The sequence below is a fragment of the Sphingomonas sp. genome (genome assembly GCF_964263785.1).
In the GTDB taxonomy this organism is placed as follows: Bacteria; Pseudomonadota; Alphaproteobacteria; order Sphingomonadales; family Sphingomonadaceae; genus Sphingomonas.
In genome coordinates, this window is sequence record NZ_CAXVWL010000075.1 from 17205 (window position 1) to 40961 (window position 23757).

A 23757-nucleotide genomic window follows, 5' to 3' on the forward strand; every position below is an offset into this window, starting at 1 on the left:
TCTGCGCCTACCGTCGCAGCGGCCGCCGCTCGTCGAGCAGGTTGCGGATCGTCGTCGCGGCGACACCGGCCTCGCCCATCGCGTGGCTGATCTGGTCGAGTCCCTTCACCACGTCGCCGGCGGCGAACAGTCCGGGAATCGAGGTCCGCTGATGCTCGTCGACCTCCAGACAGCCTTCGTCGGTGGCATTCGCCCCCGCCGCAACCGCCAGCTTTGATCGGATGACCGACCCCATTGCCGGATAGACGCTGTCGAACGCCAGCCGCCCCTCGGCGGTGTCGAAGGCGATCCGCTCCTTCTCGATTCGCCAGTCCCCGCACGGTCCGTCCACCCGCGCGACGCCCGCACGCTCCAGCGCATCGCGACACGCGTCGTCGAGCTCCAGCGATCCATCGGGCGCGATCAGCGTCACGTCCTTGGTGTAGCCGCGCAGGAATAAAGCCTCGCGCATGCCGTGGTCGCCGTTGCCGACGATGCCGACCCGCTTGTCGGTCACCTCATAGCCGTCGCAGATCGGGCAATAGCGGATCAGCCCGCGCTGGAGCGCCGGGTCGTGCACCTCGACGGGAATGTCGGGGCGGTTGTTGACCACGCCCGTCGCCAGCAGCACTGTGCGTGCGGGATAGCGCCCGTGATCGGTCACGACGAGGAAGTCCTCCCCCGATCGCTCGAGCGCGGTCACCTCCACGCCTTCGCGCGTGGCGCCATAATGCTCCGCCTGTGCCAGCATCCGCCCGAGCAGGTCCGTGCCCGCGATCCCCTCCGGATAGCCCGCATGATTGTGCGTACACGGGATCAACGCCGCCCGGCTCGATCCGCAATCGAACAGCCGGATCGAAAGGTGGAACCGCGCGAGATAGATTGCGGCGGTCAGCCCCGCAGGGCCCGCCCCGATGATGATGCAATCGTCCATGGCGGGCAAGCGCATACCGGGGACGCTGGTTCCTTGCACGACATGGGACGCAAGTATATACAGTCTGTAGATACGGAGGGTGTCATGGCGGAAGGCAGAAGTTCGTCGGGCGAATGGAAGAGCAACGAACTCGAGCGGGTCTATGGCTCCATCCCGTGGCTCAAGCCCATCGAGACGCAGCGCTATCGCGCCAAGGTGTTCAAGTCCGGCAATTCTCTGGCCGTTCGCATTCCGGCGGGAACGAAGCTCGTCGCCGGTATGGAGATGGACCTGACCGTCGAAGATGGACAATTCCTTTCGCTCGGACCTGTCGAGCAGCCGAAGCGCAAGTTCAACGTTGCCAAAGTGGCGGGCTCGGCCATGAATCTGGAGCCGATCAAGGACGAGGACAGATTGTTCGAAGAGCGCCCGCTCGTCAGGGATACCCTGCGCAAACCGGCGGATGCCGAGCGGTGAGATACATGCTCGATAGCAACATCATCATCTATCTCGTCATGAACTCGGACGAGCGGGTGGTTCGGCGCGCTGGTGAGTGCGACGCCGGCGATCTGGTCACATCCGCGATCGCCTATGCCGAAGTGATTTATGGATCACTCAAGAACCTGCCGCCGGCGATCGACCAATTGCGCGCCTTCGTCGAGGAAGTGCCTATTCTCGATTTCGACTACAAGGCGGCGCTCGCCTATGCGACCCTGCCCTTCAGGCGCGCCAGCTACGACCGGTTGATCGCCGCCCACGCGTTGTCGCACGGCCTTACCGTGGTCACGCACAACGTCGACGATTTCAGCAGGGTACCCGGCTTGCAGGTCGAGAACTGGACGCTGTGACCTTCCGCGCGACCGTCCTCACGCTCTACCCCGACATGTTTCCAGGCCCGCTCGACCTCGCAATCGCGGGGCGGGCCCTGCGCGAGGGGCGGTGGAGCCTCGACCAAGTCAACATCCGCGACTTCGCGACCGACCGACACCGCTCGGTCGACGACACGCCGGCGGGGGGCGGGGCAGGGATGGTCCTGCGTGCAGACGTCGTCGCCGCAGCGCTCGACCCGCAAGCGGATGGCCGCCCGGTGCTGGCCATGACGCCGCGCGGCCGTCCGCTTACCCAGGCGCGCGTGCGCGATCTGGCGGCGGGGGAGGGCGCCGTCATCCTCTGCGGCCGTTTCGAAGGCTTCGACGAACGCCTGTTCGACGCCCGCGCCATCGAGGAAGTGTCGATTGGCGACTATGTCCTGTCCGGCGGAGAGATGGCCGTGCTGGTGCTGCTGGACGCTTGCGTCCGGTTGCTTCCCGGCGTAATGGGCGCGGCTTCGAGTGCGGATGAGGAGAGCTTCGAGAGCGGCCTCCTCGAATATCCGCACTTCACCCGGCCCGCTGAATGGGAAGGGCGCACGATCCCGCAAGTGCTGCGATCGGGGGATCATGCGGCGATCGCGGCCTGGCGACACGCCCGGGCCGAGACCGATACACGGCTAAGGCGGCCGGACCTCTGGGAGCGCCACGTCGGCGCTCGGGTCGGTCGCCCTCTGGCGCGCGGCGACGAACGGGACTGAAGACACATGAACCTGATCCAGACGCTCGAAGCCGAGCAGATCGCCAAGCTGACTGCCAAGCGCGCGATCCCCGAATTCCGTGCGGGCGATACGCTCAAGGTCGGCGTGAAGGTCGTCGAGGGCGAACGCACCCGCGTCCAGAATTACGAAGGCGTGTGCATCGCGCGCTCGAACCGCGGCATGGGCTCGTCCTTCACCGTCCGCAAGATGAGCTTCGGCGAGGGTGTCGAGCGCGTCTTCCCGCTGTTCTCGCCCAACATCGAATCGATCGACGTCGTCCGCAAGGGTGCCGTGCGGCGCGCCAAGCTCTATTATCTGCGCGGGCGTACCGGCAAGTCGGCACGCATCGCCGAGCGCCGCGATACGCGTCCGGCAAAGGGTATCGCGCCCGCCGAGTGACCGGTTCGGGTGGGCGGTGATCGACGGGGCGCGGGAGGCATCCTCCCGCGCCCCGTTGGCGTTGCGACGATCGTGCTGTCCTACAGGCGTGCGTCGTGACATGGGTCTCGCCGCTGTTTCTCATGACCGGTTCTGCGCGGCGACGCACACCGTCGCACGCTGGCAAGGATGCGCATTGGCCTCACCTTAGCCTCACCTTCCGCGCTTGCCGCTACCGCGACAGCCGGTGGAGCAGCGCCACCAGTTCCGCCTGCCGCCCCGTGCCGGTCTTGCCGAAGACATTGCGCAGGTGGGTGCGGATCGTCCAGGCGGACAGCCCCAACGCATCGGCATGCCGCTCGATCGTGTCGCCGTGCATCAGCCGGCCGCACAGCGCGGCCTCTGCCGCTGTCAGGCCGAACAGCCCCGTCGCGCGCTCGATCGCCCTTGCCTCCACCGCGCGTCGGTCGGGGAGGTGGAGCAGCGCCAGCGGCTCGCGCCCGCCGGTCCAGGGACACGGATCGACCAGGATGAAATCGTCGCCAAGGCGAACCGCGCCGCTGAGTTGCGGCCGTCGCAACGTCGCCTCACCGACGGCGCGCAGCAGCGCATTCTGGGTCGAGGGATCGAGCACCTCCACATGCGCGAAGCCGGCGGGACGATGGCGGATGGACAGCCCAGGCGTCGCACGCAGATCGTCGCCGCTCATCCAGCGCACCGCCAGGTCCGCGGTTACGAGAACGTGGACGACATCCGCGTCGGCACCCAGCGATACCGGTCCCGCGTCCCCACGCCACTGCCGGTCGAGCCGTTCGCGGGTAGCAAAGGCGCGGCGCAGATGCGGCGACCAGCGCGCAAAGCGGCGCTCCTGCGAGTCATCGAAATCGGCCTGCCCGCCGACCCGCATGAACGTCAGCGAATACCGCGCATCGTCGGCCGCGAACATCACGCCCATCAACTGGGTGGCGTCACCGTGTCCGCGCATGAAATCGCAGTAGAATTCGCTTTCCAGGTACACGTCGCGCGGCACCAGATGCTCGACGTTCATCGCCGTGCCCAAGGGTTGCGTCATGCCTGCCGCAATCCACGGATCGGTACGATGGTAGTGTTCGCGATAGGATTGCATCGCCGCGGGATCGAAGCCTACCGACGACACTGGCGTGAGCGTATCGCCCATACGGATCATCGTCGAAACCGGCGAGTCGAGGGTGGCGCTCAACAAATGCTGGAGATCGTGCATCGACGACGCTTCCAGGATGGAAGCATAGATACCGTCGATCACCGTATCCGGATCGGTGCCCTTGTTCGCCATCGCCCCCCGCCGACATGCCCACGACATCATGCCACTTTGTCGGGAACGTACAAACCTTATTCATTCAGATGGACATCAAGTCTGCCTCGAAGGAGGACTCGTCGGGATCGCGCGACGATTTGCGGTATGCGCCGCCTTTGACGCAACGCGTTCGCCCGGCGATAAGCCGTCGCGCGTCCAGCATTACCGGACGAGCATGGAGAGACGGATGCGCGCATGGTTGCTGGGACTGGCCCTTGCTTCGACAGGAACCGCGGCATTGGCGGCTGACCAGGAACCGCGCGCGGCGGTGCCGGTGGCCGCTCCGGCCGAGGACGGCACGCTGACCTTCGCCGCGCTGTTCGGCGCCACCGACCTGTCCGGGCGCCAGCCGCGCGCCTTGCGCCTGTCGCCCGATGGGACATTGCTGACCTCGCTGCAGCCGCGCCCCGACGACCGCGACCGGCTGGACCTGTGGGCGCAGGACACCCGCACCGGGGAAGAGCGGATGCTGGTCGACTCGAAGGCGGTCGGCAGCGGCGCCGAACTGACCGAGGCCGAGAAGATGCAACGCGAGCGCGCCCGCATCGGCGGTTCGCGCGGCATTGTCGCCTACGATTTCGCGCCGGACGGCCGTTCGATCCTTGTCCCGCTCGACGGCGACCTCTACCTCGCGACGCTCGACGGCAAGGCGCGGCGGCTGACCGACACGCCCGGCGGCGAACTCAACCCCGTCGTTAGCCCGAAAGGCAGCTTCGTCAGCTTCGTGCGCGACCAGAATTTGTTCGTTCAGCCGCTCGCCGGCGGCGCGGCCCGGGCCGTCACCACCGAGGGCGGCGGCACGGTGCACTTCGGCGAGGCGGAGTTCGTGGCGCAGGAGGAGATGGACCGCCGCACCGGTTATTGGTGGTCTCCCGACGAACGCTTCGTGGCGGTGGAGCGCTTCGACGAGGCCCCCGTCCATGTCGCCACACGCGCCGCGATCGGTGCGACGGGCACCAAGGTGTACGAACAACGCTATCCCGCGGCCGGCACCCCCAATGCGCTGATCGATCTGTACGTGATGAAGCCCGACGGCTCGGCCCGCGTGAAGGTCGACCTCGGCCGCGATTTCGACATCTATCTTGCGCGCGTCGATTGGCTGCCGGACGGGTCGGGGCTCCTGGTCCAGCGCGAGTCGCGCGACCAGAAGCGCCTCGACATGCTGCGGGTCGATCCCGCCACGGGCAAGGCGACAATCCTGTTCACGGAACGGGCGGGCGCACGCAGCTGGCTCAACCTGTCCGACGCCTATCAGGCGCTGGACGATGGCAGCCTGATCTGGCGGTCCGAGCGCGATGGCTACGGCCATCTCTACCGCTTCGCTCGCGGCAAATGGACTCAGCTGACCAAGGGCTCGTGGGTCGTCACCGAGCTTGTCGGGGTCGACCAGGCGAAGGGCAGGGTCTTCTTCACCGGCAACCGCGACGACGTGCTCGAGCAGCAGCTCTACTCGGTCGACATCGCCAAGCCCGACACGCCCGTCCGGCTCACCGAGCGCGGGTGGTGGAATTCGGCGACGATGGACAGCGCCGCGACGCGGCTGATCGTGTCGCGCTCGAACCCCAACCAGCCGACCCAGGTCTATCTCGCCGACACGACCGGCAAGCGGCTGTCGTGGATCAACGAGAACGCGATCGTGCCGGGCCACCCCTACCAGCCGTATCTCGCCAGCCACCAGCCCTCGCAATTCGGGACGTTGAGGGCGGCGGACGGGTCGACGCTGCACTGGAAGATGATTACGCCGCCGCTCGTGCCGGGCCGGAAATATCCGGTGTTCTTCCAGCATTACGGCGGCCCCGGCACCGGCCAGCAGGTCACCCGCGGCTGGGCGGGTGCACTGCCGCAATTCCTGGTCGATCAGGGCTGGATCTGGTTCCAGATCGACAATCGCGGCAGCTACAATCGCGGCAAGGCGTTCGAGGACCAGATCTATCCCGCGATGGGCAGCGTCGAGGTCGAGGATCAGCTGGCAGGCGCCAATTACCTGAAGTCGCTGCCCTTCGTCGACGCGACCAAGGTGGCGACCTATGGCTGGTCCTACGGCGGCTACATGTCGCTCAAGATGCTGGAGAAGAACCCGGGCGCCTATGCCGCCGCGGTTGCCGGCGCGCCGGTCAGCGACTGGAAGCTCTACGACACGCATTATACCGAGCGCTATCTCGGCGATCCTGCAAAGGACCCCGCGAGCTACGAGGGCTCGGCCGCGGTCCGGGACGCATCGGCGATCCGCGATCCCCTGCTGCTGATCCACGGCATGGCCGACGACAATGTGTTCCTCGACAACTCGACCGCGGTGGCGGCGAAGATGCAAGCGTCGGCGACGCCGTTCGAGATGATGTTCTACCCCGGCCAGACCCACGCCGTCGGCGGGTCGGGAGTGGCCGAGCACCTGTGGCGTACGATCCTGGGCTTCCTCGATCGCACCGTGAAGGATCGCAAGTAGCGCGCGCGCGCGCGGGCAGCTATGCGGCGCTGCACAAGCAAGCATAAGCGGGCAGGGAACGAGCAATGGGCTATCGCATAGTGGTCGCGGGCGCGACGGGCAGCGTCGGGCGCGAGATGATCAACATCCTCGCCGAGCGCGAGTTTCCCGCCGACGAGATCGTCGCGCTCGCCTCGTCGCGCAGCCAGGGCGACGAGATCGAATACGGCGACACCGGGCGGATGCTCAAGGTGCAGAACATCGAGCATTTCTCGCCCGAAGGGTTCGACATGGCGCTGTTCGCGATCGGTTCGGAGGCCACCAAGGTCTACGCACCCCGCTTCGCCGCGGCGGGCTGCACGGTGATCGACAATTCGTCGCTTTACCGCATGGATCCCGACGTGCCGCTGATCGTGCCCGAGGTGAACCCGGAGGCGATCGCCGGGTACAAGGTGCGCAACATTGTCGCCAACCCGAACTGCTCGACCGCGCAGATGGTGGTGGCGTTGAAGCCGCTCCACGATGCGGCGCGGATCAAGCGCGTCGTCGTCGCGACCTATCAGTCGGTGTCGGGCGCGGGCAAGGCGGGGATGGACGAGCTGTTCGAGCAGAGCCGCAACATCTTCGTCGGCGACCCCGCCGAGCCGCGCAAGTTCACCAAGCAGATCGCCTTCAACGTCATCCCCCATATCGACAGCTTTCTCGACGACGGATCAACCAAGGAAGAGTGGAAGATGGTCGCCGAGACCAAGAAGATTCTCGATCCCAAGATCAAGGTGACCGCGACCTGCGTACGCGTGCCGGTGTTCGTCGGCCACTCGGAGGCGATCAACATCGAGTTCGAGGACGAGATTTCGGCCGAACAGGCGCAGGACATCCTCCGCGAAGCGCCGGGCGTCATGCTGATCGACAAGCGCGAGGACGGCGGCTACATCACCCCCGTCGAATGCGTCGGCGACTTCGCGACCTTCGTCAGCCGCGTGCGCGAGGATCCGACCGTCGACAGCGGCCTGTCGCTGTGGTGCGTCAGCGACAATCTGCGCAAGGGCGCCGCGCTGAACGCGGTCCAGATCGCCGAGCTGCTCGGGCGGCGGTACCTTCAGAAGGGATGAGGACAACCGCGGCCCTGATGCTCGGCGCGGCACTCGCGGGGTGCGTGCCGAATCCACGCAACGAAATACCCGCGGTACTCGCCGCCGCCGCCGCACGACTGGTTGCGGGCACGCCTCGACCGGTCTGCGTGGAGCGTGAAGTGCTGCGGTTCGCCGATGAAACGCTGACCGATCCGCCGCCAGAGTTCACTGACCTCCTTGCTAGTCGGTTCCGCGGCGGCGGGGGGATCAAGGGACCGTCGATCGCAGGCGTTCCCATCCGGCATGACGGGCAATGCCACCAGCTCTACGGCCCGGTCATCGCGAAGGATCGAGCACTGGTACGCGCCACGCTTTCCGGCCGCCGCAGCGAGGACGTGTGGTTACGGCGAACGGGCGGGCGTTGGCAGGCTCTGTCGGCGGAGCAGCGGGACCGTTAACGGCCGCCATGCCAGTGGAGCGTTACGCACGTCCCCTCACCATGCTCTCGCCAACCGATGGCCCACTGCGCCGGTGGCGATGCTCAATGCCCCATGGCGTCGACATCCGCCTTCATCGGCCCGGCAGCCTTGGGCCGCTTCAGCAGAACGACCAGCGGGATCGCGACTGCGGTCAGGATCATCATCAGCTTGAAATCGTCGAGATAGGCGATCATCGCCGCCTGCCGCGTCACTTCGGCGTTGATCATCGCGGTGACGGACTGCCCCGCAGAGCCCAGGGTCGCGGTCACCGAAGGATCGACCGCGTCGATGCTGTAGCCAGTGATATGGCCGCCGATCTCCTGATGGCTCGTCTGCATGTTGCGCGCGAGCAGCGCGGTGACGACCGATATGCCGACCGAGGCGCCGATGTTGCGGAACAGGTTCATCAGGCTCGACCCTTCGGTGCGGTAGCGCGGATCGAGCGTGGCAAAGGCCATGATGTTGAGCGGAATGAAGATCAGGCCGAGCCCGGCGCCCTGGATCAGCCCGACGACGACGAAGTGGGTGCTGTCCATCACCAGTGTCCAGCCGGTCATCTCCCACAGCGACAAGGCCGCGACGACCAGTCCGGTGCCGACCATCAGCCGCGGATCGACCTGGCGCTGGATCAGTTGCCCGGCGACGTACATCGTCGCCACCATGCCGATGCCGCGCGGCACCAGCAGCAGCCCGGTGTCGAGGACCGGATAGCCGTACAGCGATTGCAGCATCGGCGGCAGGAGCGCCATCGTCGCCATCATCAGCACGCCGACGACGAGCATGAAGAACAGACCCGTCAATAGATTGCGATTGGCGAGCAGGGCGCGGTCGAACATCGCATGCTTGGCGGTGAACAGGTGGACGAAGAACATCCACGCCGCGCACAACGCCACCATCCCCTCGATCCACACTTCCCACGACTGGAACCAGTCCTCGGTCTGCCCCCGATCGAGCATCAGCTGAAGGCTGGCGACCGCGATCGCCAGCAGCGAGAAGCCGAACAGGTCGATCTTGCGCTTCGCGATCGGCCGGGAGGGTAGCAGCGCCCACAGGATCGCAAAACACGCGACGCCGATCGGCAAATTGACGTAGAACACCCAGCGCCAATTATAATTGTCGGTCAGCCAGCCGCCGAGCACGGGTCCCATGATCGGCCCGACCATGATCCCCATGCCCCAGATCGACATCGCCTTGGCCTGCCGCTCGGGCGGGTTGATGTCCATCATCACCGTCTGGCTGAGCGGGTTCATGAATGCAGCGGCAATGCCTTGCGCAACGCGGAAGGCGACCATTTCGGGCAGGCTGGTCGCTAGGCCGCAGAGCATCGATGCAACGATGAAGCCGCCGATCGACACCAGGAACAGGTTGCGGCTGCCGATACGGTCGGACAGCCAGCCGGTCAGCGGAATGGCGATCGCCGACGCGACGATGTAGCTCGTCAGCACCCAGGTGATGGTGTCCGCGGTGCCGCCGAGCGACGTCTGCATGTGCGGCAAGGCGACGTTGGCGATCGTCGAGTCGAGGATCTGCATCACCGTCGCCGCCATGACTCCCACGGTCAGCAGCCCGCGATTGACCACCGGGAGCGCGGCTTTTCCCGTTGCCGACGTCCGAGAGGCGCCGGCGGTGCGCGCCGGACTAGCGGCCGCCACGCACGTCGACCTGGACATCGGCGGAGAGGCCCGCGATCAGCGGCCGCGGGCTGCGCTGGTCGATCGCGATCCGCACCGGCACGCGTTGCGTCACCTTCACCCAATTGCCGTTGGCGTTCTGCGCCGGCAGCACCGAAAACTCGGACCCCGTGCCAGCACCGAGCGACGCGACATGTCCCTTGAGCTTGACACCAGGGTAGGCATCGAAGGTGACTTCGGCGGGCTGGCCGACGCGCATGTGATTGAGGTCGGTCTCCTTGAAATTGGCGTCGACCCAACTCCGCTGGTCGGTGACGATGCTGACCGCAGGCAGGCCGGAGATCATCATCTGGCCGACCTGAAGCCGATCCGACTGGCTGATGATGCCCGACGTCGGCGCGCGCACCGCGGTCCGCGACAGATCGAGTGCCGCCTTCGCCCGCTGCACCCGTGCCGCGGCGATGGCCGGGTTCTCGCCCGGCACCGCTGCGCCCGTCGACACTTTCGCGCGCGCCTCGTCCGCGGTCGCCTGTGCGTTGAGCAGGGTCGCGCGTGCCTGTTCGAGCGAATGCTGCGACTGTTCGAGCCGGGCCCGCGTGGTGAACCCGCGCGCCATCAGTTGCGACTGGCGATCGTAATCCTGCTGCGCCGACAGGATCGTATCGCGTGCTGCCTGGATATCGGCACCGGTGCCGCGCAGGTTGGAGCGCAGCGTCGCCAGCTGGACCTGCGCATTGGCAATGGAGGCGTCGGCTTGCGCGACCGCAATGGAGTAGGGGGCCGGATCGATGCGGAACAGCAGGTCGCCTGCCTTCACCGGCTGGTTTTCCGCCACCGCGACCTCCACGATCCGCCCGGCGACGTCGGCCGATACGGAAACCTTGTCCTGCGCGACATAGGCGTTGTCGGTGGATACGAACCGCCCCGCGGTTGCCCAGAAATAGGCCGCGACCGCCACCACGATCAGCGGCACGCTGACCAGCAGCAACGGACGCAGCCAGCGCCGCGGCGCCTTCGCCTGCCCATCGTCGAGGGCGACGGCATCGATGCGCAGGTCGCGTTGGGGATCGGCATCAGCCATTGGCGGTCTCACGGGCAGGGGATTCGGTGGAGAGGTTGGCGCGCATGCGCTCCAGCGTCGCGGTGAGCACGGCGCTGTCGTGATCCTCGACGCCATCGAGTGCGGCAGCGACCAGATCGTCTGCGACGGCACCAAGCCGATCGAGAAGCGGACGCGAGCGGTCGGTCAGATAGATGTTCCATGCTCGGCGATCGGCCGGATCGCGGCGCCGCTCGACCATGCCGGCCTCGGCAAGACGGTCGATCATCCTGCACAAGGTGATCGGCTCGACCTCGATCCGTTCGGCAAGGACGCCCTGCTGGAGCCCCTCCTCGCGTGCCAGCGTCACCAACGCACGCCACTGCGGACGCGTGACGCCGATGGTGCGCGCGCGTTCGTCGAACCGCCGCCGCATCATTCGCGACACGTCGCCGATCAGAAAGCCGATTCCGTCGTTCATGTACGCGATATAATAAGCATGCTTATGATACGGAAGACCTGTCGCATGCGGACTTTGCAACCATGCGTGCACGGTGTGCATCGAGCCCGGCTGGAATTGTCCGGGCGCGGGCGGACGCGGGCGGCACTTCGCCAATACGCGGCTCCGTCTCGTTCATCTGTCAGGGTGTTCGACACGATGCGAGCATGCCGGGCTTCGGTCCGGCCACCGAAACGGACACGAATGAACAGCCGTTAGTCAAACGATGGTGACCCCTACGGGGCTCGAACCCGTGTTTCAGCCGTGAAAGGGCCGCGTCCTAACCACTAGACGAAGGGGCCGTCGTGGTGGGCTGGCGACTAAGGCGTAGCGCCAACGCGGTCAAGCCGCTCTGTCGGCCCAGGCGGCGTCCTCGCAGTGCAGCTCGGCCGAGGCGCGCCCGTTCCATTCATCCACCTTGGCGCGGCCCGCTAGCCACAGTCGGCGGTTGGGCCCCGCACCGAGCAGCGCCTGGCCGAGCGGGGTATCGGCATGGCGGAACGCCATGGCCTTGAGGCTCTGTCCGTCGTCGCCCGCCACCACCGCGCGGACATGGCCGTTGCCGACGATGTCCGCCTTGATGATCCGAACGGGGCCCGCGGCGATGCGCGGAGCGGGCCAGCCCATGCCGTAGGGGCCGCCGACGTCGAACGCCTCGACCAGCGCAGGGTTGACTCCGGCGGGCGCGACCACCGCGTCGAGCAGCAGCGCGCGGTCCGCCGTCGCGTGATCGACGGTGGCGGCGAGGCGGTCCTCCAGGAAATCGGCAAAGGCCTGCACCCCGTCGGCGGCGATCGTCAGCCCCGCCGCCATCGCATGGCCGCCCCCCGCGACCAGCAGGCCGTGCTCCCTCGCGGCCATCACCGCGGCACCGAGATCGACGCCCGCGATCGAGCGGCCCGATCCCTTGCCCACGCCCGCATCGTCGATCGCAATGACGATCGCGGGGCGGCCGAGTTTCTCCTTCAGGCGGCCCGCGACGATGCCGATAACCCCGGCGTGCCAGCCGTGGCCCGCGACGACTGCGACGCGGCGGTCGCCGGTCATCGCGTCCGCGGCCTCCTGGACCACCGATTCGATGCCGCGGCGTTCCTCATTGAGCCGGTCGAGCTCGGCAGCGATCGCACGTGCCTCATCCGGGTCGCGGGTCGTCAGCAGCCGGACTCCGAGATCGGCGCGGCCGACCCGGCCGCCGGCGTTGATCCGCGGGCCCAGCGCAAAGCCGAGATCGGTCGCGGTCGGCGCGCGCGTCAGCCGCGATGCCTCGATCAGCGCGGCCACGCCGGGGTTCAGCCCACGCGCCATGACCTTGAGCCCCTGCGCCACGAACGCGCGGTTCAGCCCTCGCAGTTGCGCGACGTCGGCGACGGTGCCGAGCGCGACGATGTCGAGCAGGTCGAGCAGCCGCGGCTCGGCACGCCCCGCGAAATACCCGCGGACGCGCAGCGTCCGGACCAGCGCGGCGGCGAGCAGGAAGGCGACCCCGACCGCGGCGAGATGGCCGTGGGACGCGCCCTCCGCACTCTCGTCGAGCCGGTTGGGGTTCACGATCGCGTGCGCGTGGGGCAGGGTGGTGGCGCATTTGTGGTGGTCGACGACGATCACGTCGACGCCCTCGTCGCGCGCCGCCGCCAGCGCCTCGAACCCTTGCGCGCCGCAATCCACCGTGACGATCAGCGACGCGCCCTCGCGCGCCAGCCGGACGAGCGCATCGCCCGACGGCCCATAGCCTTCGAGCAACCGGTCCGGAATGTACGGACGGGCTTCGATGCCGAGATCGCGCAGGACGAGGATCATCAGCGCGGCCGAGGTGGCGCCATCGACATCGTAATCGCCGAAGATCGCGATGCCTTCGCCGCCCTGCACCGCATCGGCGAGGCGCTCGGCGGCGCGGTCCATGTCGCGGAAGCACGACGGATCGGGCATGAACGCACGGATCGACGGCATGCGATGCGCGTCGAGCGCGTCGGGCGGGCACCCGCGCGCCAGCAGCAACTGGGTGACCAGATCGCCGTCGCCCATGCCGCCGTCACGCGCATCCGCAGCGCGCGCACGCCACCGCCACGGCTGGCCTAGGATCGAGGACGCGATGCCGAGTACAGGGGTCACAGTCGAAAGGTCACGCAAAAGTCACGTCCTACAGGCATGCATGCAACGTCGTCGCCAGTCGTTCGCGGCGATGCATGCGGGGTAGGCAGGGCGTTACAGCGATCTGCGTCCTGTAGGAAAGCGCGCTGAGTCGTCAGCTGACCCAGAAGCCTTCGCGGAACCACTTGGTAACGATGTATTTGACTCCCTCGACCACCGGCATGCCTTCGTGGAGGGTGCGTTCGTTGGGGCTGCCGTCGGCCTTCATGTTGTTCCACGCGAGCAGGAGCCCGCGTTTCGGCGCAACGCGGATGCCCGCCTGCGGGAACCAGGTCGCGCCGCCCTCTTCGACGTCGTTCAGATAGATCATCGCGGTCCAGGTGCGCTGGCCGCCGCAGCGTTGCATGTCCGCCCAGTATTTCTCGACCTCGTGGAAATAATCGTGGTGGGCGCGGAATTGCTGGCCGACAGCGTAGCGCTGGCCCTGCATCGTCTCGCCGTTGCGCGGATCTACGCCGAGCAAGTGGGCGATCGATTCGTCGATTCCGCGGACCTGCGGCGACCAGCGGTCCATGTCGCAGCTGTCGCTGGTGCGAAAGCCGACCCCGCCGCGATCCGAAAGCAGCGTGGAGGGGCGGCGCCCCGCATCGATCAGCGCGATCAAGTCGCCGCACTGTTCGGCAGTCAGAAAATCGACCTGGTGGTAGAATTGCACGCCCTCGATCGGGGTGCGGGTGACCGCCCCGGTCGCATCGAGCCGTGCCGCGACGTTTGCGCCGATCTCCGTGCGCGCCGGCGAAGGACCGCCGCCCGATGCGGCGCTGCGCGGCGCGGCGGAGGATTTGCCGAAGAACTTCATCGCCGTCCGAAATTGCGCGCTCGGACGGGAAACGCAAGAGGGACCGGCAGCGCGATGCCGCCGGTCCCGCGAGTTTACCGGAAGATGTCGTATACCGTATCGACGACGCGACCGTAGCGGACATCGACCAGCAACGCGTCGTTGTAGTAGCGCACCCAACGGTACGGGCCGTAGGCGGCGGGCAGGCGATAGTCGTACGGATCGTCGATCCAGTAATTTTCGCCGAACAGCACCGAGCTCAAGGTGACCCCGACCGAGAACCGCCGGTAGCCATAGCCCGAGCCGTAGGGCGCGTAGTAGCGTGGCAATCGGTAGGCGCCGCGGTTTTGGTCACGATAGCCACCGTAATCGTAGCGGCGGTCGTTGCGCCAATCCCGGTTCCACGTGCCGCGGTTCCACGCGCCGCGGTTCGCGGCGCGGTTTTCGTCGCCACGCCACTGTCCGGTGTTGTCGCGATCGCGGGTCCAGTTCTGGTCTCGCTGGCGATAGGTGCCCGCGTCGGCGCGGCCGGTGCCGAACCCGGCCCGCTCGCCAGGGTCGCCCCGATCGCCGCGGAGGCCGGGTGCGGGCCGCTCGTCGCGCCGCCCGATTCCGCCCGGTCGCTGGATCGCACCCGGATCGCCTGCGGCACCGAAGGCTACTCCGGGATCGCGACGGAACGTGCCATCATTCGGTCTCCGGTCCGAGTCGATCCGTCCCGGAGCGTCGGTGCGGCGACCGGGATCGGTACCCGAGACGGAGGGGAGCGTCTGGCGGCGGGCGCTCCAATCGCCGCGCTGCGACAGGTCGCGATCGGTATGAATCCGGGGTGCCTCGGCCGGTGCCTGCCGCACGTCGGGGCGCTCGCCGCCGCCGCGCCGCTCCCCGCCACTCCGCTCACCACTCCGCTCGTCGCCGCCCCGATCGCCGCCACCGCGCCACTGCCGACCGTCCGCCTGCTGCGCGCTCGCTGCCGTGGCGAGGGGAACGAGCGCGGTTGCCGCCAGCAGCGCCTTGAACAGGAACCTCATGGTCTTTGTCCTCCATTGCCGGCGCACGAGCCGGCCCCGATGATGAGGACGCGTTTGCCGGATCCGCGGCGAACCGATGCTGAATTGGTTCGTCAGCGTTGCGACAGCTTCAGAACGCGGGGGGGGTCCTGAGGCGGCACCAGCGCGGGCACCGCACGTGCCGAGTCGGCGGGGTCGATGCCGGGACGGGCGCCCGCGGGAATCGTCTCCTCGCCGCGCATCGCTCGTCCTGCGCGCTGAACCGCCTCGACGACGCGCGGGTACACGCCGCAGCGGCACAGGTTGGTGATCGCGCCGCGGATCGTCGCGTCGCTCGGATCGGCATCGCGGCGGAGCAGCGCGGCGGCGGCCATTACCATGCCGGGGATGCAGAAGCCGCATTGGACAACGTTCTCGGCCAGAAAGGCGAGCTGGACCGGGTGATTGCGCTCGCGCGACAGCCCCTCGATCGTGGTGACGTAGCTCCCCTCGATGCTGCCGATCGCAACCTGGCAACTGCGCACCGCGCGGCCGTCGACATCGACCGTGCAGGCCCCGCAATGCCCGGTGCCGCAGCCGTATTTGGTACCCGTGAGGTTGGACGCATCGCGCAACGCCCACAGCAGCGGCGTGGCGGGATCGAGCCGGTAGCGGACCGGCTGGTTGTTGACGGTGAAGCTGGTCATGTCATTCCATTTACCTCCCCGGCACGGGGATGGGGACCGGCGCGAAGCGGTGGTGGAGGGGCAGCCCCAAGCGATAATCCCGCTTGGCTGCCCCTCCACCAGCCTGCGGCTGGTCCCCCTCCCCGTACCGGGGAGGCATAGCTGATCAATCCCGCCAGCTTCTATCCTTGCGATCGACCAGCCGGACCATCGCCGCGAAATCGGCCGCACCCGGGCCGCCGGGCGGCTGGGTCTGGTGCAGGTCGCGCTGGTGGACCGCGACGACCTCGTCCGAAACGTCGAGCGGCTTGCCCATCGACAGCGTCGCGAGCTGGATCTCGCATGCTCTCTGGAGTGCCCAATGCTTGATGAACGCCTCTGGCAGGGTGCGCCCCATCACCAGGATACCGTGGTTCTTGAGCAGCATGACGCGCTTGTTGCCGAGGTGCGCCAACAGCCGCTCGCCTTCCTCGTCGCGGACCGTCACGCCCTCGAAATCGTGGTACGCGATCTGGCCGGCGAAGTTGCAGGCGTAGAAGTTGATCGGCCGCAGACCGCCTTCGAGCGAGCTCACCGCCATGCCCGCCGTGGTGTGGGTGTGCATGATGCAATGCGCGTCGGGCAGGTGACGGTGGAACAGCGCGTGCTGGACGAAGCCCGCGCGGTTCACGCCATAGTCGCTGTCGGACAGCGTGTTGCCGTCGATGTCGATCTTGACCAGGCTAGACGCGGTGACCTCGGAGAAATGCAGCCCGAACGGGTTGATCAGGAACGCGCCGTCCTCGTCCGGGATCTTCAGCGTGATGTGGTTGTAGATCATCTCGGACCAGCCGAGCAGGTCGAACACTCGGTAGCAGGCGGCGAGCTGCTGACGCGCCTCCCATTCGCTCGTGCTCATGTGCGGTTTCGCCAATGCGGTCGCCATCGTCGCTCTCCGTCCCAGCCTAGTTTCGATTGTCCGGTATCGCATGCAACGCCGGGATTGCCAATTCGGGACGTGCGGCGACAGCGGCCGGACGCCGCCGAACGGTCAGGCGAAACGTGCGAGCAGCGCTGCGATTTGCGCACAGGTTCCCGTTTCGCCGAACCGCGGAAAGACGCGCTCGATGCTGTTGGCGTGCACCGCGGCGTCGCCGTCGACCATCGCGTCGATCGCGAACGTGACGTTGAAGCCAAGCTCATAAGCCTGTCGCCCGGTGGTTTCGACGCCGATGCCCGTGGAAACCCCCGCGACGACGACCTGGGTCACGCCCGCGTCCTTTAACCTCGCTTCCAGCCCCGTCGCGGTGAATGCGCCGGGGGACCGCTTGGTCACGCGCCAGTCGCTCGCCTGCGCGCGCAGCCCGGGCGCGAGCTCGGTCCATCCTGCGGGCGGTGGCCCCTTCATCGCATCGTGCTCGCGGCGACCGGGTGCGAAGCCGTCGACGTTGACCAGCACCACCGGCAACCCGCGCGCCCGAAACGCGTCGGCCAGGTCCGCCGATCGTTGGACGACCCCTGCGGCGGCTTGCGCGACGGCCGGGAGCGCCAGCACACCCTTCTGCAGGTCGACGGCGATCAGCGCCGTCCGGGGGTCCAATGTCGTGAGCGCCACTGTTCGTCCTCCTTGTTCAAAGCGCGTCAGAAGGCAGCAATACCGGTAATGGCCCGGCCGAGGATCAGCGCGTGGACGTCGTGCGTGCCTTCGTAGGTGTTGACCGTCTCCAGGTTCATCAGGTGGCGCATGACGTGATATTCGCCCGAGATGCCGTTGCCGCCGTGCATGTCGCGCGCGTCGCGGGCGATGGCGAGCGCCTTGCCGACATTGTTGCGCTTGACCAGGCTGACCATCTCGGGCGCGAAACGCCCTTCGTCCATCAGCCGCCCGACCCTGAGTGACGCCTGCAGCCCGAGCGCGATCTCGGTCTCCATGTCGGCGAGCTTCTTCTGGTAGAGTTGGCGCCCGGCGAGCGGGGTGCCGAACTGCTTGCGGTCGAGCCCATATGCCCTCGCGGCGTGGAAACAGAATTCCGCCGCACCCAGTGCGCCCCATGAAATACCGTAGCGCGCGCGATTGAGGCAGCCGAACGGGCCCTTCAATCCCTGCACGTCGGGAAGCAAAGCGTCCTCGCCGACCGCGACCTCGTCCATCATCACCATGCCGGTGATCGACGCGCGTAGGGACAGCTTGCCCTCGATCTTGGGGGTCTCCAATCCCTTCATGCCGCGTTCGAGAATGAAGCCGCGGATGCCGCCTTCGTGCGCGTCGCTCTTGGCCCAGATCACGAAGACGTCGGCGATCGGCGAGTTGCTGATCCACGTCTTTGCGCCGGAAATGACGTAGCCGCCGTCGACCTTCTTGGCGCGCGTCGTCATGCCGCCGGGATCGGAGCCCGCGTCGGGCTCGGTCAGGCCGAAGCAGCCGATGAACTCGCCGGTCGCCAGCTTGGGCAGGAACTTGCGCTTCTGCTCTTCGGAGCCGAAGGCGTTGATCGGGTACATGACCAGGCTCGACTGAACACTCATCATCGAACGGTAACCCGAATCGATCCCCTCGACCTCGCGCGCCACCAGGCCATAGGCGACATAGCTCGCGCCGACCCCGCCGTACTCCTCGGGGATGGTCGGGCCGAGCAGCCCGAGCTCGCCCATTTCCCGGAAGATCGAAGGATCGGTATGCTCGTGCTGGAACGCATCGACGATCCGCGGCAGCAATTTGTCGCGGGCGTAGGCGCGTGCGGTGTCGCGCACCATGCGCTCGTCGTCGGTTAACTGTTCGTCGAGAAGGAAGGGGTCTTCCCAGTCGAACCTGGACATGCCTGACATTCGCGCGCTCCTGCTGCCGTGCGGCGGCCTTAGCGTTCATGCGGGCGGTACGCTACCGCTCCATCAGCCGCGGCATCAGCTCGACGAAATTGCACGGCCGGTGGCGGCTGTCGAGTTGGGCGACCAGGATGCCGTCCCACCCGTCCTTCACCGCGCCCGTCGAACCCGGCAGCGCGAAGATATAGGTGCCGCGTGCAACGCAGGCGCAGGCACGCGACTGGACGGTCGAGGTGCCGATCTTGGCGTAGCTCAGCCAGCGGAACAGTTCGCCGAAGCCCGGGATCATCTTGTCCGCCACGCGCTCGACCGCTTCGGGGGTAACGTCGCGCCCCGTCACGCCGGTGCCCCCGGTCGTAATGACGCAGTCCACGTCGCGGTCGTCGATCCAGGCATGGAGCCGCGCGACGATGACGTCGGTGTCGTCGCGGACGATCGCGCGGTCCGCCAGCACGTGCCCCGCCGCTTCGATCCGCGCCACCAGCGTGTCGCCCGAACGGTCCTCCGCCAGGCTCCGCGTATCCGACACGGTCAGGACGGCGATGCGGACCGGCAGAAAGCGGGCGCTCTCGTCAATCGGCAAGCGTCGCCACCTTCGGGCCAGCCGTCGCGCTCACCGCGACCGTGCTGGCGGTCGTGCGCGGCGAGGGCTGGGCGTTCATCCGTACCGCGGTCGCACCCGGGAGCCCCGGAAAGCGCGGCCACATGCCCTGCGCCAACGCGGCGCGGCTCGCCGACTTCGGCTTTCCCGCCTGTCCCTCGTACATCCAGTAATTGCGCAGCACCGTCGTGACGTAGCCGCGCGTCTCCCAATACGGAATGCTTTCGATATACAGCAAAGGATCGCCGCCATCGCGGACGATCGCGTTCCACGCGCCGACCGGCTTCAGCCCCGCATTATACGCCGCGATCACCTTGGGCAGCAGCCCGCCGGTCGCGCCCGAATCGCGCATCCGCTCCAGGCTCCGCTGGCCGATGTCCATGTTTACCGAGGGCCGGGTCAACGCATCCTTGTCGAGCGTCGTGCCGCGCTCGCGCGCGAAATCGGTCGCCGCGGCGGGCATGATCTGCATGAGACCGTAAGCGCCAGCCGGGCTGACCACCCGGTTGCGAAACCCCGATTCCTCCAGCGTGTGCGCATAGACCAGCGCCTTGTCGACGCGCCAGCCGCTGTCGGGCGTCCAGTTCGGCGTCGGATAGCGCGCCTCGGCGGTCGCGGCGACGCCTTGCGGGCAATTGTGTGCGAGCCAGACGGTGGTCGCGGGCAGGTCGAGCGATTCGGCGAGGCGCACCAGGCTGCCGAACTCCGCTGGCTCGCCGATCCGCGCCTGCTGGCGCACCACGGTCTCGGCCAAGCCGGTCTCGCCGACCTCGACCAGCGCGGCGGCGACACGGACGTTGGGGCGCCGGTCGAGCGCGGCCCAGTCGCTGGCGACGAGCTGCCCGAGCTTCATCGGCTTCTGCCGCATGCCGAGCGCCTGCCGCGCGAGCTGGCCGTAGAAGCTCTCGCCGAATTGCGCGGCCGATTTCAGCCTCGGCTCGATCTTCTGCGGGCTTCCGCACACCATGTCGGCACGCGCGGCCCAGTAGAGCGCGGCGGCGCGCAGGTCGACGTCGGTCGCGCGTGCGGCGACTCCTTCGAACCCGGCGCTTGCGCCCGCGCAGTCGCGGCTGCGCCAAGCGGCAAGCGAATCGACCCAACGGCCCTGGATCGCCCAGTCGCCGGTGCCGCCCGCCGCCTTGCCCGCCATGTCGCGTGCACGCACATCGTCGCCCTGGAGGAAATACATCCACGCGACCTTCTGCTGCCACTCGGTCAGCGCCTCGGGAGTCAGCCCCTCGGTCGCCTCGAGCAGCGCCTGCGCGCCGGTGCCGTCGTCGACCTTAACCAACGGCTGCATCCGCACGGCGAGGTCCGCGGCGATCAGGTCGCTCTTGTTCGCCTTGGTCCGCAGGCGGCGCGGCGCGCCGTCCTGCCAGATCAGCGCGCGGGCGGCGGGGAGGGGGGGCAGCCCGGTCACGCCGCGGCTCCGCGCCAGTCGGGCGAGCTGCTCGGCCTGCGGCAGTTCGGGCGCCTCGTTCAGCAGCGCGACGATCGCTTCGGCCTCGACCCTGGGCGAATCCTTGGCGGTGTAGAGCTGCGCGCGTGCGATCGCGTGAAGCGGTCCCGGCTTCATCGCGTCGAGCCCGATCTGCGCGTCGGTCCAGCGGGCGTCGCGGATCGCCTGGAACACCGCGGCATAGGCCGCGCGCTGCGCTGCATCGAGCTGCACCGGGATGTGCGCGGCGGCAACCGTCCGCGCTTCCCCGCCAGGATCCGCAGGCAGAGCCAGGGCAGGGACGGGAAGTGCCAGCAGCACCGCACCGATCAGAGACCGCATCGTCATTCCCCCGTTTCGCTCTCGCGCACCAGCATCCTGAGGTCGCTCCAGCTTTCGGCCTTGCACGCCGGTTTCTCGATCAGGAAACGCGGGTGGTGGCTCGCCACGGCGCGCACTCTTCGGCCATCATGGTTAACGAAGTGTAAACGCCCGCGCGCTTCGGCCAGATGAATGCCCAGCACCGCCCGCGCCGCGCCGTCGCCGAGCAGCAGCAATCGCTTCGGCTCGACGAGCGCGACATGGTGCCGCGCGATCTCCCCCAGCCGCGCCTCGGCGTCGCGCGGCATGCGGCCCGCGGTCGGGCGGCGCCAGCAGGTCGCGGCCATGTGGACGTCCTCGCGCGCGACCCCGATCGCCGCGAGCATCCGCGTGAACAGCCTGCCCGCCGCGCCGCCGCTCAGCAGCACGCCCGCGTCGTCGCGATCCGGGCAGTCGGCCAGGATCATCAGCTCGGCGGTGTCCGGCCCGCTCGCCGCGATCGACGCGCCCGTCCAGGATGCCTCGGGCATGTCGCTGCCCATCCGCCAGTCGAGGAACACGGCCAGCGTCGCGGGCATTGCTGCGGGTGCCACCGCCGCCGGAGCCGGGGGGATCGCGGGCACTGGCGCCGACAGCCAATCGCGCGGAGCATCCTCGACGAGCACGTCGACCCCGGCGTCGCGCCACCATTCCAGCGCGCTGGCGGTCGCCGCCGCCCAATCGAAATTCTGGTCCGCCCCCATTGCCCGTCCTTCATGCGCGGCAGTTGACGTTTCGGTCAACTTCCTCAATCGGATATACGGTCAGGACGTGGTGGCCGCGCGCCCAGCCGGGTGACGCTAGGGCTGCTGCCAGGAGTGTGGATAAAAGTCATGAGCGAACGCGAGTCGATGCCGTATGACGTCGTGATCGTCGGCGCGGGGCCAGCGGGCCTGTCGGCGGCGATCCGGCTGAAGCAGTTGGCCAACGAGGCCGGTGCCGAACTGGCGGTCTGCGTGCTCGAAAAGGGCTCCGAAGTCGGCGCGCACATCCTGTCGGGCGCGGTGATCGATCCGCGCGCGATGGACGAGCTGATCCCCGATTGGCGCGACACGGACTGCCCGCTCGGCGAGACGCCGGTGACGCAGAACCACCATTGGGTGCTCACGCCCAGTAAAAAGTTCAACCTTCCCCACCTGTGGACCCCGCCATTCCTGCACAACAAGGGGACGTTCACCTGCAGCCTCGGCAATCTGTGCCGCTGGCTCGCCGGGCGGGCGGAGGAGCTCGGGGTCGAGATATTCCCCGGCTTCGCGGCGGCCGAAGTGCTGTTCGACGAGCAGGGCCGGGTAAAGGGCGTCGCAACCGGCGACATGGGCGTGGCACGCGACGGCACCCACAAGCCCGATTATACGCCCGGACTCGAGATCCACGCCAAATACACCTTCTTCGCCGAAGGCGTGCGCGGCCACCTGACCAAGGAGGTCATCCGCACCTTCGACCTCGCGAAGGACGCGCAGCCGCAGGTTTACGGCCTGGGGGTCAAGGAATTGTGGGACGTCGATCCGGCCAAGCACGAGCCCGGCAAGGTCGTCCACACCCAAGGCTATCCGCTCGGCGACGACGCCAACGGCGGCGGGTGGATCTATCACCAGGCGAACGGGCAGGTCAGCATCGGCTTCGTCACCTGGCTCAATTACACCAACCCCTACATCTCGCCGTTCCAGGAGATGCAGAAGTGGAAGACCCATCCCGCGGTCGCCGAGCTGCTGGAGGGCGGCAAACGGGTCAGCTACGGCGCGCGCGCGATCAATGACGGCGGGTTGCAGGCGATCCCGAAGCTGGTCTTCCCCGGCGGCGCGCTGATTGGCTGTTCGGCGGGGTTCCTCAACGTGCCGCGGATCAAGGGTACGCATGGCGCGCAGAAATCGGCGATGATGGGTGCCGAGGCCGCCTTCGCCGCGATCCAGGCAGGCCGAGAGCATGACGAGCTGAGCGCCTACCCGGAGGCGTTCGACAAATCATGGCTCAAGAAGGAGCTGTCGGTCGTCCGCAACGTCGTGCCGCTGGTGAAGAAATTCGGCGACTTCATCGGCTCGGGCCTGTCGGGGATGACGATGTGGCTGGAGCATCTCGGCATCAAGATGCCCTTCACGATGAAGCATCATCCCGATCACGAAAGCCTGTGGCGCAAGGATCTGGTCAAGCCGCCGGTCTATCCCAAGCCCGACGGCGTCCTCACCTTCGACCGGCTGTCGTCGGTGTTCCTGTCGAACACCAATCACGAGGAGGACCAGCCCGTCCACCTGACGCTGCGCGACCCCGACATTCCGGTAAACTACAATCTGCCGATGTACGACGGACCGTCGCAGCGCTATTGTCCGGCGGGGGTGTACGAGTTCGTCGGCGTGGAGGAAGGCAACCCGAAGTTCGTCATCAACGCCCAGAATTGCGTGCATTGCAAGACGTGCGACATCAAGGATCCGTTACAGAACATCAACTGGGTGGTGCCTGAGGGCGGGGGTGGTCCCAACTATCCTAACATGTAACGCACACCGGTCGCCCAACATCCTCCGTCACCCCCGACTTGTTCCGGGGTCCAGCGTGCGGCAGACATCGAACTCAGAGCCTCTATCCGCACCACTCGCCGAACCCTGGGCCCCGGAACACGTCCGGGGTGACGCTGGAGTGAGCCGAAC

22 protein-coding genes, 1 tRNA gene and 1 pseudogene are annotated in these 23757 nt (G+C 67.5%); 8 read left to right on the top strand and 16 right to left on the bottom strand.

All coding sequences use genetic code 11. The annotated features are described in order from the left end of the window. Positions 1-7 precede the first annotated feature (7 nt). A complete protein-coding gene (locus ACE5C1_RS10345) occupies positions 8-913 on the bottom strand; it encodes an NAD(P)/FAD-dependent oxidoreductase (protein WP_374944038.1) in 906 nt (301 codons plus the stop codon). 84 nt (positions 914-997) lie between these two features. Here ACE5C1_RS10345 and ACE5C1_RS10350 point away from each other — a divergent pair, with 84 nt between their 5' ends. From ACE5C1_RS10350 to rplS, 4 genes and pseudogenes are all read left to right on the top strand, one after another. Continuing rightward, the gene (locus tag ACE5C1_RS10350; protein WP_374943993.1) at positions 998-1369 is read left to right on the top strand and encodes a hypothetical protein; all 372 of its coding nucleotides are present in this window, start codon (positions 998-1000) and stop codon (positions 1367-1369) included. 5 nt (positions 1370-1374) lie between these two features. Then, positions 1375-1740 (top strand): type II toxin-antitoxin system VapC family toxin, encoded by a 366-nt coding sequence (locus tag ACE5C1_RS10355; RefSeq protein ID WP_374943994.1) that lies wholly within the window; start codon positions 1375-1377, stop codon positions 1738-1740. Further along, positions 1737-2452, top strand: a pseudogene (trmD, locus tag ACE5C1_RS10360) (tRNA (guanosine(37)-N1)-methyltransferase TrmD); the annotation flags it as partial. The gene ACE5C1_RS10355 and the pseudogene trmD, both read left to right, overlap by 4 nt. A 16-nt stretch (positions 2453-2468) precedes the next feature. Next, positions 2469-2861: a 50S ribosomal protein L19 gene (gene rplS, locus ACE5C1_RS10365; RefSeq protein ID WP_374943995.1), complete on the top strand. Its 393-nt coding sequence runs from the start codon at positions 2469-2471 to the stop codon at positions 2859-2861. Positions 2862-3072: 211 nt separating this feature from the next. Here rplS and ACE5C1_RS10370 read toward each other — a convergent pair whose 3' ends face one another. After that, complete coding sequence (locus ACE5C1_RS10370; protein WP_374943996.1) at positions 3073-4152, bottom strand: helix-turn-helix transcriptional regulator; 1080 nt, start codon at positions 4150-4152, stop codon at positions 3073-3075. Between the two features lie 208 nt (positions 4153-4360). Here ACE5C1_RS10370 and ACE5C1_RS10375 point away from each other — a divergent pair, with 208 nt between their 5' ends. From ACE5C1_RS10375 to ACE5C1_RS10385, 3 genes are all read left to right on the top strand, one after another. Continuing rightward, on the top strand, positions 4361-6616 hold the full coding sequence (locus tag ACE5C1_RS10375) for a DPP IV N-terminal domain-containing protein (protein WP_374943997.1): 2256 nt from the start codon (positions 4361-4363) through the stop codon (positions 6614-6616). A gap of 65 nt (positions 6617-6681) precedes the next feature. Next, positions 6682-7707: an aspartate-semialdehyde dehydrogenase gene (locus tag ACE5C1_RS10380; protein ID WP_374943998.1), complete on the top strand. Its 1026-nt coding sequence runs from the start codon at positions 6682-6684 to the stop codon at positions 7705-7707. A gap of 17 nt (positions 7708-7724) precedes the next feature. Then, positions 7725-8126, top strand: a complete 402-nt coding sequence (locus tag ACE5C1_RS10385; protein WP_374943999.1) for a hypothetical protein — start codon at positions 7725-7727, stop codon at positions 8124-8126. Positions 8127-8209: 83 nt separating this feature from the next. On the opposite strand, the gene ACE5C1_RS10390 is transcribed toward ACE5C1_RS10385, so the two are convergent. The 14 genes from ACE5C1_RS10390 to ACE5C1_RS10455 form a co-directional block, all read right to left on the bottom strand. After that, the gene (locus ACE5C1_RS10390; RefSeq protein WP_374944000.1) at positions 8210-9799 is read right to left on the bottom strand and encodes a DHA2 family efflux MFS transporter permease subunit; all 1590 of its coding nucleotides are present in this window, start codon (positions 9797-9799) and stop codon (positions 8210-8212) included. Next, complete coding sequence (locus ACE5C1_RS10395; RefSeq protein ID WP_374944001.1) at positions 9786-10859, bottom strand: HlyD family secretion protein; 1074 nt, start codon at positions 10857-10859, stop codon at positions 9786-9788. The genes ACE5C1_RS10390 and ACE5C1_RS10395 overlap by 14 nt, the downstream gene beginning before the upstream one ends. Further along, on the bottom strand, positions 10852-11298 hold the full coding sequence (locus ACE5C1_RS10400) for a MarR family winged helix-turn-helix transcriptional regulator (RefSeq protein ID WP_374944002.1): 447 nt from the start codon (positions 11296-11298) through the stop codon (positions 10852-10854). The genes ACE5C1_RS10395 and ACE5C1_RS10400 overlap by 8 nt, the downstream gene beginning before the upstream one ends. A 245-nt stretch (positions 11299-11543) precedes the next feature. Continuing rightward, positions 11544-11618: transfer RNA gene (locus tag ACE5C1_RS10405), tRNA-Glu, on the bottom strand. Positions 11619-11658: 40 nt separating this feature from the next. Next, positions 11659-13425 (bottom strand): single-stranded-DNA-specific exonuclease RecJ, encoded by a 1767-nt coding sequence (recJ, locus tag ACE5C1_RS10410; protein ID WP_374944003.1) that lies wholly within the window; start codon positions 13423-13425, stop codon positions 11659-11661. A 133-nt stretch (positions 13426-13558) separates the two neighbouring features. Further along, on the bottom strand, positions 13559-14263 hold the full coding sequence (locus ACE5C1_RS10415; protein WP_374944004.1) for a prolyl hydroxylase family protein: 705 nt from the start codon (positions 14261-14263) through the stop codon (positions 13559-13561). Between the two features lie 74 nt (positions 14264-14337). Beyond that, positions 14338-15273 carry an RcnB family protein gene (locus tag ACE5C1_RS10420; protein ID WP_374944005.1) on the bottom strand — a complete coding sequence of 312 codons (936 nt, stop codon included), beginning with the start codon at positions 15271-15273 and terminating at the stop codon, positions 14338-14340. Between the two features lie 92 nt (positions 15274-15365). Further along, positions 15366-15938, bottom strand: a complete 573-nt coding sequence (locus ACE5C1_RS10425) for a (2Fe-2S)-binding protein (RefSeq protein WP_374944006.1) — start codon at positions 15936-15938, stop codon at positions 15366-15368. 145 nt (positions 15939-16083) lie between these two features. Further along, positions 16084-16842, bottom strand: coding sequence for a class II aldolase/adducin family protein (locus ACE5C1_RS10430; protein WP_374944007.1), 759 nt, complete (start codon positions 16840-16842; stop codon positions 16084-16086). A gap of 105 nt (positions 16843-16947) precedes the next feature. Next, a complete protein-coding gene (locus tag ACE5C1_RS10435) occupies positions 16948-17511 on the bottom strand; it encodes an isochorismatase family protein (protein ID WP_374944008.1) in 564 nt (187 codons plus the stop codon). Positions 17512-17537: 26 nt separating this feature from the next. Continuing rightward, positions 17538-18722, bottom strand: coding sequence for an acyl-CoA dehydrogenase (locus ACE5C1_RS10440; RefSeq protein ID WP_374944009.1), 1185 nt, complete (start codon positions 18720-18722; stop codon positions 17538-17540). 52 nt (positions 18723-18774) lie between these two features. Further along, the gene (gene moaB / locus ACE5C1_RS10445; RefSeq protein ID WP_374944010.1) at positions 18775-19302 is read right to left on the bottom strand and encodes a molybdenum cofactor biosynthesis protein B; all 528 of its coding nucleotides are present in this window, start codon (positions 19300-19302) and stop codon (positions 18775-18777) included. After that, complete coding sequence (locus ACE5C1_RS10450) at positions 19292-21106, bottom strand: lytic transglycosylase domain-containing protein (protein WP_374944011.1); 1815 nt, start codon at positions 21104-21106, stop codon at positions 19292-19294. Before ACE5C1_RS10450 ends, moaB begins: the two co-directional genes overlap by 11 nt. After that, the gene (locus ACE5C1_RS10455; protein ID WP_374944012.1) at positions 21103-21822 is read right to left on the bottom strand and encodes a uracil-DNA glycosylase family protein; all 720 of its coding nucleotides are present in this window, start codon (positions 21820-21822) and stop codon (positions 21103-21105) included. Before ACE5C1_RS10455 ends, ACE5C1_RS10450 begins: the two co-directional genes overlap by 4 nt. A gap of 129 nt (positions 21823-21951) precedes the next feature. Here ACE5C1_RS10455 and ACE5C1_RS10460 point away from each other — a divergent pair, with 129 nt between their 5' ends. Then, complete coding sequence (locus ACE5C1_RS10460; RefSeq protein ID WP_374944013.1) at positions 21952-23607, top strand: electron transfer flavoprotein-ubiquinone oxidoreductase; 1656 nt, start codon at positions 21952-21954, stop codon at positions 23605-23607. Positions 23608-23757: the final 150 nt, after the last annotated feature.

Bases quoted from the DNA above. Each gene is read 5' to 3' on its own strand.
- ACE5C1_RS10460 (WP_374944013.1), top strand. From the start codon at position 21,952: ATGAGCGAACGCGAGTCGATGCCGTATGACGTCGTGATCGTCGGCGCG.
- ACE5C1_RS10420 (WP_374944005.1), bottom strand. From the start codon at position 15,273: ATGAGGTTCCTGTTCAAGGCGCTGCTGGCGGCAACCGCGCTCGTTCCC.
- ACE5C1_RS10395 (WP_374944001.1), bottom strand. From the start codon at position 10,859: ATGGCTGATGCCGATCCCCAACGCGACCTGCGCATCGATGCCGTCGCC.
- ACE5C1_RS10370 (WP_374943996.1), bottom strand. From the start codon at position 4,152: ATGGCGAACAAGGGCACCGATCCGGATACGGTGATCGACGGTATCTAT.
- ACE5C1_RS10355 (WP_374943994.1), top strand. From the start codon at position 1,375: ATGCTCGATAGCAACATCATCATCTATCTCGTCATGAACTCGGACGAG.
- ACE5C1_RS10455 (WP_374944012.1), bottom strand. From the start codon at position 21,822: ATGGGGGCGGACCAGAATTTCGATTGGGCGGCGGCGACCGCCAGCGCG.
- ACE5C1_RS10385 (WP_374943999.1), top strand. From the start codon at position 7,725: ATGCTCGGCGCGGCACTCGCGGGGTGCGTGCCGAATCCACGCAACGAA.
- ACE5C1_RS10430 (WP_374944007.1), bottom strand. From the start codon at position 16,842: ATGGCGACCGCATTGGCGAAACCGCACATGAGCACGAGCGAATGGGAG.
- ACE5C1_RS10375 (WP_374943997.1), top strand. From the start codon at position 4,361: ATGCGCGCATGGTTGCTGGGACTGGCCCTTGCTTCGACAGGAACCGCG.
- ACE5C1_RS10400 (WP_374944002.1), bottom strand. From the start codon at position 11,298: ATGAACGACGGAATCGGCTTTCTGATCGGCGACGTGTCGCGAATGATG.
- rplS (WP_374943995.1), top strand. From the start codon at position 2,469: ATGAACCTGATCCAGACGCTCGAAGCCGAGCAGATCGCCAAGCTGACT.
- ACE5C1_RS10450 (WP_374944011.1), bottom strand. From the start codon at position 21,106: ATGACGATGCGGTCTCTGATCGGTGCGGTGCTGCTGGCACTTCCCGTC.
- ACE5C1_RS10380 (WP_374943998.1), top strand. From the start codon at position 6,682: ATGGGCTATCGCATAGTGGTCGCGGGCGCGACGGGCAGCGTCGGGCGC.
- ACE5C1_RS10425 (WP_374944006.1), bottom strand. From the start codon at position 15,938: ATGACCAGCTTCACCGTCAACAACCAGCCGGTCCGCTACCGGCTCGAT.
- ACE5C1_RS10345 (WP_374944038.1), bottom strand. From the start codon at position 913: ATGGACGATTGCATCATCATCGGGGCGGGCCCTGCGGGGCTGACCGCC.
- ACE5C1_RS10440 (WP_374944009.1), bottom strand. From the start codon at position 18,722: ATGTCAGGCATGTCCAGGTTCGACTGGGAAGACCCCTTCCTTCTCGAC.
- ACE5C1_RS10350 (WP_374943993.1), top strand. From the start codon at position 998: ATGGCGGAAGGCAGAAGTTCGTCGGGCGAATGGAAGAGCAACGAACTC.
- ACE5C1_RS10415 (WP_374944004.1), bottom strand. From the start codon at position 14,263: ATGAAGTTCTTCGGCAAATCCTCCGCCGCGCCGCGCAGCGCCGCATCG.